Source organism: Mesorhizobium sp. M7A.F.Ca.ET.027.02.1.1, assembly GCF_004022985.1.
GTDB lineage: Bacteria > Pseudomonadota > Alphaproteobacteria > Rhizobiales > Rhizobiaceae > Mesorhizobium.
The window spans coordinates 1-11,049 of the sequence record NZ_RZOL01000199.1 but is presented as its reverse complement, the minus strand read 5'-3'; the positions used below and the strand labels follow the sequence as shown (position 1 = coordinate 11,049).

Below are 11,049 nucleotides of genomic sequence, written 5' to 3'. Positions count from 1 at the left end.
GTATGACGAAGAGTGGGTCCACCCGGTCCCGCTCTTTTTTATTACCTGCCGATAACTTGGTAGAGAACGACAGGGCTTCAATGACTGCAACGGCAAGCGAGGGCGACGATCGCATCATCCGCGAAAGCGGCATCGATGCGCGCATCGCGCTGATCGTCCAGCCGGTTCTGCGCGGCATCGGCTTCCGCCTCGTGCGGGTGCATCTGTCGGGCCAGAACGGGCTGACGCTGCAGATCATGGCCGAACGCGAGGACGGCACCATGACCGTCGAAGATTGCGAAGAGGTCAGCCGCGCTGTGTCGCCGGCGCTCGACGTCGATGATCCGATCGAAAAGGCCTATCACCTCGAAGTCTCGTCGCCCGGCATCGACCGGCCACTGGTCCGTAAATCGGATTTCACGACCTGGACGGGTCATCTGGTGAAGATGGAAACATCGATGGTCGTCGCCGACCGCAAGCGCTTCAAGGGCAAGATCGCCGAAGCCGGCGAAGACGATGTGCTGATCGAGCGCGACAAGGCAGCCTATGGCGAGGAGCCGACGGTGCGTGTCCCCTACGATGCGATTGCCGACGTGCGCCTGATCCTGACCGACGATCTCATCCGCGATGCCCTGTCGAAGGACAACAGGGCGCGCAAGGAAGCCAAGAAGCGCCGCGGCGAACCGGACGACGACGAGTCGGGTGCGGAAGCGGACGCCACGGAAGACCACGAACAGGAACTATGATTGAGCTGCCGGGCGCAAAGGCCCGGCAAACAAGCTCCGGAGAAAAACGATGGTTGTAAGCGCCAACAGACTTGAATTGCTGCAGATCGCCGACGCGGTCGCGCGTGAAAAGTCGATCGACAAGTCGATCGTCATCGCCGCCATGGCCGATGCGATCCAGAAGGCGGCGCGCTCGCGTTACGGTCAGGAGACCAACATCCGCGCCGACATCAACCCGAACACCGGTGAGATGAAGCTGCAGCGGCTGATGGAAGTGGTCGAGAAGGTCGATGACTACGCCACGCAGATCGCCATTTCCTCGGCTCGCGAGCGCAATCCCGACGCCCAGCTCGGCGACTTCATCGCCGAACAGCTGCCGCCCATGGATTTCGGCCGCATCGCTGCCCAGTCGGCCAAGCAGGTCATCGTGCAGAAGGTCCGCGAGGCCGAACGCGACCGCCAGTATGACGAGTACAAGGACCGCATCGGCGAGATCGTCAACGGTACCGTCAAGCGCGTCGAATACGGCAACGTCATCGTCGATCTCGGCCGCGGCGAAGCGATCATCCGTCGCGATGAGCTGATCCCGCGCGAGAACTACAAATATGGCGACCGCGTCCGCGCCTATGTCTACGATGTGCGCCGCGAGCAGCGCGGCCCGCAGATCTTCCTGTCGCGTACCCATCCGCAGTTCATGGCCAAGCTGTTCACCATGGAAGTGCCGGAAATCTATGACGGCATCATCGAGATCAAATCGGTCGCCCGCGACCCAGGTTCGCGCGCCAAGATCGCCGTCATCTCGCGCGACAGCTCGATCGATCCGGTCGGCGCCTGCGTCGGCATGCGCGGCAGCCGCGTCCAGGCCGTCGTGGGCGAATTGCAGGGCGAGAAGATCGACATCATTCCGTGGTCGCCTTCTGCGGCGTCCTTCATCGTCAACGCGCTGCAGCCGGCGGAAGTCGCCAAGGTCGTGCTCGACGAGGATGCCGAGCGCATCGAAGTCGTGGTTCCCGACGACCAGCTGTCGCTGGCCATCGGCCGCCGCGGCCAGAACGTGCGTCTCGCTTCGCAGCTGACCGGTTGGGATATCGACATCCTCACCGAGGCCGAAGAATCCGAGCGTCGCCAGAAGGAATTCGTAGAGCGTTCGTCGCTGTTCATGGAAGCCCTCGACGTCGACGAGATGGTCGGCCAGGTGCTGGCCTCCGAAGGCTTCACCAGCGTCGAGGAAGTCGCGTATGTCGATTCCGGCGAGATCGCCTCGATCGACGGTTTCGACGAGGACACCGCTTCGGAAATCCAGACCCGCGCCCGCGAATATCTGGAGAAGATCGAGGCCGAGCACGATGACAAGCGCAAGGCGCTCGGTGTTTCGGACGAGTTGCGCGAAATCCCCGGCGTCACCACCGCCATGATGGTGACGCTTGGCGAGGACGGCGTGAAGACGATCGAGGATTTCGCCGGCTATGCCGCCGACGACCTGACCGGCTGGAAGGAACGCAAGGACGGCGAGACAAAGGTCTATCCGGGCGTGCTGGCCAATCATGGCGTGACCCGCGCGGACGCCGAACAGATGGTTCTGGCCGCCCGCCTCAAGGCCGGCTGGATCACCGAAGACGAGCTTGCAGCCGAAGAAGTCTCGGCTGACGAAGCCGTTGGTGCGTGAGGTGAAACCGCATCGCACCGAACCCGCCCCTGGACGAGATGAACGATCGCACCTGCATCGTTACGCGCAAACAAGCCGAACCGGATGATCTGATCCGGTTCGTCGTCGGCCCGGATTCGGCCGTCGTTCCCGACATCAAGAGAAATCTGCGCGGCCGCGGTTGCTGGGTGAGCGCCGACCGCCTACATATCGACAAGGCTGCGGCGAAGAACCTCTTTGCCCGCGCCTTCAAGGCACAGGTGGTCGTGCCGCCCGATCTTGGCGGCATGATCGACGGGCTGCTTTCCAGGCACGCTCTGGGCATGCTTGGTCTTGCCCGTAAGGCAGGCGCAATTTCGCTTGGTGCTACCAAGGTCGAAAGTGCTGTTCGCGGCGGATTGGCGCTTTTCGTGCTCCACGCGACCGAGGCGTCCGATGACGGCGTGCGCAAGATCAGCCAGGCGCGACGGGCGACAGTCCATCTCGGCGGGCCCGCCACCCTTGCCTACAAACTTTTCTCCGAGGCCGAGTTGAGCTTGGCATTGGGGGGTACAAATGTGATACATGCTGCCGTTCTCGCGGGAGACGCGGGCAGGGCGGTCCAGAAGCGCATGGTTGCGCTCGACCGGTATCGGGGCGGTTCCCCGGACGATCTGGCAATGCTTGCGGCTGTTGCTGACGAAGATGATGCCGCAGAGGATATGGAATGAGCGATACGAAATCGGGTGACGACAATACGCTGAGTGTGACGCCGAAGAAGACCTTGACGCTGAAGCGCCCCGGTATGGAGCAGGGCACTGTGCGCCAGAACTTCTCGCACGGCCGCACCAAGCAGGTCGTCGTCGAAACCAAGAAGCGCAAGTTCTCGATGCCCGGCGACAAGCCGGAGCCTGTTGCCGCCCCGGTCTTCACACCGAAGCCGGCGGTCGTGGCCGCACCCGTCGTCGTGCCGGAAGCACCGAAGGCGCCACCACCGCCACCGGCCCCGGTCGAACGTAGCGGCATGGTGCTGAACGAGCTTTCGCGCAGTGAAATGGAAGCACGCCGCAGGGCGCTCGAGGGCTCGAAGGTTCGCGAGGTCGAGGACCGCCAGCGCGCCGCCGAGGATGCCAAGCGTCGCGCCGAGGACGAAGAGCGCCGCAAGCGCGAACGCGATGAATCCGCACGCCGCCAGGCCGAGGAAGAGGCGCGGTTGCAGACCGAGGCCGAATCCCGCCGTCGGGCTGAGGAAGAGGCCCGTCGACGCGCGCCATTGGCTGCCGAACTGGCAACGGTCGATGACGAGGAAGTGGCCAAGCCGAAGCGTGTTGGTGCCGGCGCACCGGTGCGCCGTCCGGTCACGCCCGAAGTGGCGCGTCCGGCCAAGCCGACCAAGGCCGAGGAAGACCGCCGCCGCGGCAAGCTGACGCTGAATTCAGCATTGTCCGACGAAGACGCGCGAGCCCGTTCGCTGTCGTCGATGCGTCGCCGCCAGGAAAAATTCAAGCGCGCGATGCACAATGAGCCGCGCGAGAAAGTCATGCGCGAAGTGATCCTGCCAGAGACCATTACCATCCAGGAACTGGCGCAACGCATGTCCGAGCGCGCGGTCGACCTGGTCAAGTTCTTCATGAAGCAGGGCCAGATCCTGAAGCCGGGCGACGTCATCGATGCCGACACGGCCGAGCTGGTTGCTACCGAATTCGGCCACACGGTCCGCCGCGTCGCCGAGTCCGACATCGAGGAAGGCCTGTTCAACATCGCCGACAATGCCGAGGACCTGGTTTCGCGTCCGCCGGTCGTGACGATCATGGGTCACGTCGATCATGGCAAGACCTCGCTGCTCGACGCGATCCGCAACGCCAATGTCGTCTCCGGCGAAGCCGGCGGCATCACCCAGCATATCGGCGCCTACCAGGTCGAGAAGAACGGTCACAAGATCACCTTCATCGACACGCCCGGCCACGCCGCCTTCACGGCGATGCGTGCTCGTGGCGCCCAGGCGACCGACATTGCCATCCTGGTGGTTGCCGCCGACGACAGCGTCATGCCGCAGACGATCGAATCGATCAGCCATGCCAAGGCGGCCGGCGTTCCGATCATCGTGGCGATCAACAAGATCGACAAGCATGATGCCGATCCGCAGAAAGTGCGCTCCGAACTGCTGCGCCACGAGGTTTTCGTCGAATCCATGGGCGGTGAAGTTCTGGACGTCGAAGTGTCGGCGACCAAGGGCACCAATCTCGACAAGCTGCTCGAGGCGATCCTGCTGCAGGCCGAAATTCTCGACCTGAAGGCCAATCCGGATCGTACCGCCGAGGGTGTCGTCATCGAAGCCCAGCTCGACAAGGGCCGTGGCCCCGTCGCGACCGTGCTGGTGCAGACCGGCACGCTGATGCCGGGCGACATCCTTGTTGCCGGCAACGAATGGGGCCGGGTGCGTGCGCTGGTCAACGATCGTGGCGTGCAGATCAAGGAAGCGCCGCCGGCGATGCCGGTGGAAGTGCTTGGCTTGCAGGGCACCCCGCAGGCCGGCGATCGCTTCGCCGTGGTCAACAACGAGGCCCGTGCCCGCGAGATCACCGAATACCGCCAGCGGCTGGCGCGCGAGAAGGCGGTTGCCAAGCATGCCGGCCAGCGCGGTTCGCTTGAGCAGATGATGTCGCAATTGCAGACAAGCGGGCTGAAGGAATTCCCGCTGGTCATCAAGGGCGACGTGCAGGGCTCGATCGAGGCGATCAACGCCGCACTCGACAAACTCGGCACCGACGAAGTGCGTGCGCGCATCGTCCATGCCGGCGCCGGCGCCATCACCGAAAGCGACGTGTCGCTGGCGGAGACTTCGGGTGCCGCGATCATCGGCTTCAACGTCCGCGCCAACGTCCAGGCGCGTGCCGCCGCAGCGGCGGCTGGCATCGAGATCCGCTACTACTCGATCATCTACAACCTCGTGGATGACGTGAAGGCGGCTCTGTCGGGCCTGCTGTCGCCGGAGCGTCGCGAGACCTTCATCGGCAACGCGCAGATCCTCGAGATCTTCGACATCACCAAGGTCGGCAAGATCGCCGGCTGCCGTGTCACCGAAGGCAAGGTCGAGCGTGGCGCGGGTGTGCGCCTGATCCGTGACAACGTCGTCATCCACGAAGGGACGTTGAAGACCCTGAAGCGCTTCAAGGACGAAGTTTCGGAAGTCCCCGGCGGCCAGGAGTGCGGCATGGCCTTCCAAAACTACGAGGACATGCGCGTCGGCGACGTCATCGAGTGCTTCCGCGTCGAGATGGTGACCCGGACACTCTGAGTTCGAGTGACTTGTCCATACCGGGCGGTGGCCGAAAGGCCGCCGCCCGAGGTCTATTGAGAACGACCCATATGAGACATGCGGCACGGTCCCATCCCGCGCCTCACGCTTCAGGATAGAGAAAAATGCCCCGTCCAACCACATCCAGCCCATCCCAGCGCATGCTGCGCGTCGCCGAACAGGTGCGCCATGCGCTGTCCGAAACCCTGCAGCGCGGCGAGATCATCGATCCGCTGATCGAGAACACCGTGGTGTCGGTCTCGGAAGTGCGCATGTCGCCCGATTTGAAGGTCGCTACCGCTTTCGTTTCGCCACTCGGCGCCAAGGATACCGATGCGGTGGTCGAGGCGCTGAACAAGCATGCGAAATTCATCCGTGGCCGTGTCTCCGGCGCGCTGCGGCAGATGAAATTCATGCCGGAGTTTCGCTTCAAGCTCGACACCTCCTTCGACAATTTCGCCAGGATCAACGACCTCTTGAAATCGCCGGAAGTGGCGCGCGATCTGGATCCTGAGGACCAGCAAAACGCGCACCAGGACAAAGACGACAACAAGGACACCGAATAGTGGCGCGCCGCGGCAAGAAGAAGGGCCGGCCGATCTCGGGCTGGCTGATCCTGGACAAGCCGGTCGGCATGGGCTCGACCGAAGCCGTCTCCAAGATCAAATGGCTGTTCCAGGCCGAAAAGGCCGGCCATGCCGGCACGCTCGACCCGCTGGCGTCCGGCATGCTGCCGATCGCGCTTGGCGAGGCCACCAAGACCGTTCCCTACGTGCAGGACGGCGCCAAGATCTATCGCTTCACCGTCGCATGGGGGCAGGAGCGCTCCACCGATGACCTCGAAGGTCCGGTGACGAAGGAGTCCGATCTGCGTCCGTCGGAAGCCGAGGTGCTCGCCCTGCTGCCGAAATACACCGGCGTCATCATGCAGACGCCGCCGCAATTCTCGGCCATCAAGATCGCGGGCGAGCGCGCCTATGATCTGGCCCGCGACGGCGCGACGGTCGACATACCCGCGCGAGAGATCGAGATCGGCCGTCTGGACATTGTCGAACACAGCGCCGACCATACTGTTTTCGAGGTCGAATGCGGCAAGGGCACCTATGTGCGCTCGCTTGCCCGCGACATGGGCCGCGACATGGGCTGTTTCGGCCATATCTCCGAATTGCGCCGGGTCGAGGTCGAGCCGTTCACCTCGGAAGACTTCGTCACCATCGCCGAACTGGAAGCCGCCCGTTTCGGTGTGCAGGAGGAAGACAGCGCCGACGCGGCTGATATCGCCGACACGACAGAAGCCGCCGATACGGCCGAGGCTGCCGACAAGGTGGAAGTGCCAATCGATTTCGACGCCATCGATGCGCTCCTGGTCGACACATCGGCTGCCCTCGATTGCCTGCCGCAGATCGCCATCAGCGACGATGCGGCGACCAAGATCCGCCTTGGCAACCCAGTCATCATCCGCGGCCGCGATGCACCGGTGGAAGCCGAGGAAGCCTGCGCCACGGCGCGCGGCAAGCTGGTCGCCATCGGTGCCATCGAGCAAGGCATGTTCAAGCCCAAGCGGGTCTTTGCCGGGTGACTCCTGTCGTCTAATGTCAAGGCGAGGACTCGCACGAGGGGCATATGGCAAAGACTGAGACCGTGAAGACGCGTGCGCCGGTGAAGACGCGGCGGCCGCCAGTCGGTGCGTCGCCGGGCACGCTGATCGCCGACCCCTCGGCGCGTCGCAGCGAACTCAGGCTGACGCTGATCTCGCCCGAAAAATTCAAGACCATCGAAAATGCCAGCATCGACGACCTCAACACCCATTGCGACAAATGGCCGGTCCTCTGGCTCGACTGCACCGGCCTCGCCAACATCCCGCTGATCGAGGAGATCGGCCGCATTTTCAGCCTGCATCCGCTGGCGCTGGAGGACGTCGTCAACACCGGCCAGCGGCCGAAGGTCGACTTCTTCGAGGACCATGCCTTCGTCGTCGTCAGGATGATCGACGACGTCACCTCGCATCGCTATGAGCAGATCGCCGTCTTCTTCGGCAGCAACTTCGTCGTCACCTTCCAGGAGCGGGAAGGCGATCCGTTCGATCCGGTGCGCAAGCGCATCGAAAGTTCGGCGCCCAACCGGCTGCGCGCCCGCGGTGCCGATTACCTCGCCTATGCGCTGATCGACGCCATCGTCGACAGCTACTTTCCGCCGATCGAGGCCGCCGGCGACACGGTCGACAGCATCGAGGACGAGATGCTGCATTCGCCGCACAAGCATCAGATGCGGCAACTGCATGAATTGCGGCGCGACGCCAACGTGCTGAAAGGCGTGCTTTGGCCGATGCGCGATGCGCTGGCGACGCTGATCCGCAACGACGTGCCCTACGTGAAGGCCGAGACCAAGATCTTCCTCAACGACACGCTCGACCATGCGCTGCGGCTGATCGAACTGATCGAAACCCAGCGCGACATGCTGACCGGCCTGATCGAGATGCACCTGTCGCTGAGCCAGGCGCGCACCAACGACGTCATCAGCTATCTCACCATCGTATCGGTCATCTTCATGCCGCTCACCTTCCTGGTCGGCATCTGGGGCATGAATTTCGACCCGGAGTCTTCGCCCTGGAACATGCCGGAACTGAAGGCCTATTATGGCTATCCCTTGTCGCTGCTGTTCATGGCGCTTGTCGCGTTCGGGCTGATCGCCTTCTTCAAATGGAAGAAATGGCTTTGACAAGGATAAACCTGCCATTTTGGGCCTGAAAAGCCGGCTGGTGAATTGGGCTGGTGTTTTCCGGGGAATTGCACTATATGCGCCGCAGCATAGCGCTGTGACGCTTTGCTTGCACCGGCCCCTGCTGGACGACATCCCGGCTGAGGGCGACCCGTTTCCTCAAACAGATAAGGAAAAACACGATGTCGATTACTGCCGAGCGCAAACAGGAATTGATGGGTGAATTCGCAACCGCCAAGGGCGATACCGGGTCTCCGGAAGTCCAGGTGGCCATCCTTTCCGAGCGCATCAAGAACCTGACCGACCATTTCAAGGACCACAAGAAGGATAACCATTCCCGCCGTGGTCTGCTTGCTCTCGTCTCTCAGCGCCGCAGCCTGCTTGATTATCTCAAGCGCAAGGACGACGCGCGCTACCAGACGTTGATCGAGAAGCTCGGTCTGCGCCGTTGACGAATTGACCGGCGGGCTTTCGAAGGAGAGCCCGCCGGTCGCGCATTCTGCCAGTCGCATCGACTGGCCAGACCCGGTTTCGATCGTGCAGAGGGCACTCGAAACCGCCCATGGACGGTCATGGGGCAGGATTGCAGGACGCTCGCGCGCGCTCGCCGCGCCGAAATTACCCGAGCTTCCCGTTGTCTTGCCCGTGGCTGCCCGAGAAAGGAAGCCAGGGAAAGGGCATCCGCGCACCGTGAAACGGCGCGGCCCTTTCCTCATATTAAGGACAAGACATGTTCAATCACCACAAAGTGGAAATCGAATGGGGCGGCCGTCCGCTCATCCTCGAAACCGGCAAGATCGCACGCCAGGCTGACGGCGCGGTGCTCGCCACCTACGGCGAGACCAAGGTTCTCGCCACCGTTGTTTCGATGAAGGAGCCGAAGCCCGGCCTCGATTTCTTCCCGCTGACCGTCAACTACCAGGAAAAGACCTACGCCGCCGGCAAGATCCCGGGTGGCTATTTCAAGCGTGAAGGCCGTCCGAGCGAGAAGGAAACGCTGGTTTCCCGCCTCATCGACCGCCCGATCCGCCCGCTCTTCGCCTCCGGCTACAAGAACGACACGCAGATCGTCGTCACCGTCGTCCAGCATGACCTCGAGAACGATCCCGACATCCTGTCGATCGTGGCCACCTCGGCTGCCCTGACGCTCTCGGGCGTGCCCTTCATGGGCCCGATCGGCGGCGCCCGCGTCGGCTATATCAACGGCGAATACGTGCTCAACCCGCATGTCGACGAGATGCAGGAATCGAAGCTCGACCTGATCGTCGCCGGCACCACCGACGCCGTGCTGATGGTTGAGTCCGAGGCCAAGGAATTGGGCGAAGAGCTGATGCTCGGCGCCGTCATGTTCGGCCACAAGGGCTTCCAGCCGGTCATCGACGCCATCATCAAGCTGGCCGAAGTCGCCGCCAAGGAGCCGCGCGACTTCACCGCGCCGGATTATTCCGCCCTTGAAGCCGAGATGCTGAAGATCGTCGGTGACGAACTCAGCAATGCCTACAAGAACGTCGACAAGCAGAAGCGTTACGCCGCCGTCGATGCCGTCAAGGCGAAGGTCAAGGCAGCGTTTGCCCCGGCCGAAGGCGAAGATGCCAAGTACACCTCCGAGCAGATCGGTTCGGTATTCAAGGAACTCCAGGCCAAGGTCGTGCGCTGGAACATCCTCGACACCGGTTCGCGCATCGATGGCCGTGACCTGAAGACAGTCCGCAAGATCGTCTCTGAAGTCGGCGTCCTGCCACGCACCCACGGTTCGGCGCTGTTCACCCGCGGCGAGACCCAGGCGCTGGTCGTTGCCACGCTCGGCACCGGCGAGGACGAGCAGTATGTCGATTCGCTGACCGGCATGTACAAGGAGAAGTTCCTTCTTCACTACAACTTCCCTCCCTACTCCGTCGGAGAGACCGGCCGCATGGGTTCGCCGGGCCGCCGCGAAATCGGCCATGGCAAGCTCGCCTGGCGCGCCATTCGCCCGATGCTGCCGAGTGCCGACCAGTTCCCCTACACTCTGCGCGTCGTCTCGGAGATCACCGAGTCCAACGGTTCGTCGTCGATGGCCACCGTCTGCGGCACCTCGCTGGCGCTGATGGATGCCGGCGTGCCGCTGGCAAAGCCGGTCGCCGGTATCGCCATGGGCCTGATCAAGGAAGGCGAGCGTTTCGCCGTTCTGTCCGACATCCTTGGTGATGAGGATCACCTCGGCGACATGGACTTCAAGGTCGCCGGCACCGCGAACGGCATCACCTCGCTGCAGATGGATATCAAGATCGAAGGCATCACCGAGGAGATCATGAAGATCGCGCTGGACCAGGCCAAGGATGGCCGCCAGCACATCCTCGGCGAAATGGCGCATGCTCTGACCGGCGCGCGTTCGGAACTGGGTGAGTTCGCACCGCGCATCGAAGTGATGCACATCCCGACCGACAAGATCCGTGACGTGATCGGCTCGGGCGGCAAGGTGATCCGCGAGATCGTCGAAAAGACCGGCGCCAAGATCAACATCGAGGACGACGGCACGGTCAAGATCGCTTCGTCCAACGCCAAGGAGATCGAGGCGGCGAAGAAGTGGATCCACACCATCGTCGCTGAGCCGGAAGTCGGCGAGATCTACGAAGGCACGGTCGTCAAGACGGCCGACTTCGGCGCCTTCGTCAACTTCTTCGGCCCGCGCGACGGTCTCGTCCACATCTCGCAACTCGCCAATG

At 63.0% G+C, this 11,049-nt stretch carries 9 protein-coding genes; all 9 read left to right on the top strand.

The genetic code is table 11. The annotated features are described in order from the left end of the window. Positions 1–80: 80 nt before the first annotated feature. Positions 81–725, top strand: a complete 645-nt coding sequence (gene rimP / locus EN749_RS20955; protein ID WP_127270712.1) for a ribosome maturation factor RimP — start codon at positions 81–83, stop codon at positions 723–725. Between the two features lie 49 nt (positions 726–774). Then, positions 775–2,370 (top strand): transcription termination factor NusA, encoded by a 1,596-nt coding sequence (nusA, locus tag EN749_RS20950; RefSeq protein ID WP_013527896.1) that lies wholly within the window; start codon positions 775–777, stop codon positions 2,368–2,370. Between the two features lie 38 nt (positions 2,371–2,408). Beyond that, entirely contained in the window at positions 2,409–3,059 is a 651-nt protein-coding gene (locus EN749_RS20945; protein WP_128363878.1) for an RNA-binding protein, read from the top strand. Then, positions 3,056–5,626: a translation initiation factor IF-2 gene (gene infB / locus EN749_RS20940; RefSeq protein WP_127294040.1), complete on the top strand. Its 2,571-nt coding sequence runs from the start codon at positions 3,056–3,058 to the stop codon at positions 5,624–5,626. The genes EN749_RS20945 and infB overlap by 4 nt, the downstream gene beginning before the upstream one ends. Positions 5,627–5,751: 125 nt before the next feature. Continuing rightward, positions 5,752–6,192: a 30S ribosome-binding factor RbfA gene (rbfA, locus tag EN749_RS20935; protein WP_128363877.1), complete on the top strand. Its 441-nt coding sequence runs from the start codon at positions 5,752–5,754 to the stop codon at positions 6,190–6,192. Beyond that, positions 6,192–7,205 carry a tRNA pseudouridine(55) synthase TruB gene (gene truB, locus EN749_RS20930; protein WP_128363876.1) on the top strand — a complete coding sequence of 338 codons (1,014 nt, stop codon included), beginning with the start codon at positions 6,192–6,194 and terminating at the stop codon, positions 7,203–7,205. Before rbfA ends, truB begins: the two co-directional genes overlap by 1 nt. 44 nt (positions 7,206–7,249) lie before the next feature. After that, positions 7,250–8,344 carry a magnesium/cobalt transporter CorA gene (corA, locus tag EN749_RS20925; protein WP_128363875.1) on the top strand — a complete coding sequence of 365 codons (1,095 nt, stop codon included), beginning with the start codon at positions 7,250–7,252 and terminating at the stop codon, positions 8,342–8,344. Between the two features lie 140 nt (positions 8,345–8,484). Beyond that, positions 8,485–8,796, top strand: a complete 312-nt coding sequence (gene rpsO / locus EN749_RS20920; protein WP_269470859.1) for a 30S ribosomal protein S15 — start codon at positions 8,485–8,487, stop codon at positions 8,794–8,796. A gap of 278 nt (positions 8,797–9,074) precedes the next feature. Beyond that, positions 9,075–11,049: polyribonucleotide nucleotidyltransferase (gene pnp, locus EN749_RS20915; RefSeq protein WP_128363874.1), on the top strand; the 1,975-nt coding region annotated here is incomplete at its 3' end.

What these genes read in the sequence shown, in the direction of transcription:
- infB (WP_127294040.1), top strand. Translation starts at nt 3,056, where the DNA reads ATGAGCGATACGAAATCGGGTGACGACAATACGCTGAGTGTGACGCCG.
- nusA (WP_013527896.1), top strand. Translation starts at nt 775, where the DNA reads ATGGTTGTAAGCGCCAACAGACTTGAATTGCTGCAGATCGCCGACGCG.
- corA (WP_128363875.1), top strand. Translation starts at nt 7,250, where the DNA reads ATGGCAAAGACTGAGACCGTGAAGACGCGTGCGCCGGTGAAGACGCGG.
- rbfA (WP_128363877.1), top strand. Translation starts at nt 5,752, where the DNA reads ATGCCCCGTCCAACCACATCCAGCCCATCCCAGCGCATGCTGCGCGTC.
- rimP (WP_127270712.1), top strand. Translation starts at nt 81, where the DNA reads ATGACTGCAACGGCAAGCGAGGGCGACGATCGCATCATCCGCGAAAGC.
- EN749_RS20945 (WP_128363878.1), top strand. Translation starts at nt 2,409, where the DNA reads ATGAACGATCGCACCTGCATCGTTACGCGCAAACAAGCCGAACCGGAT.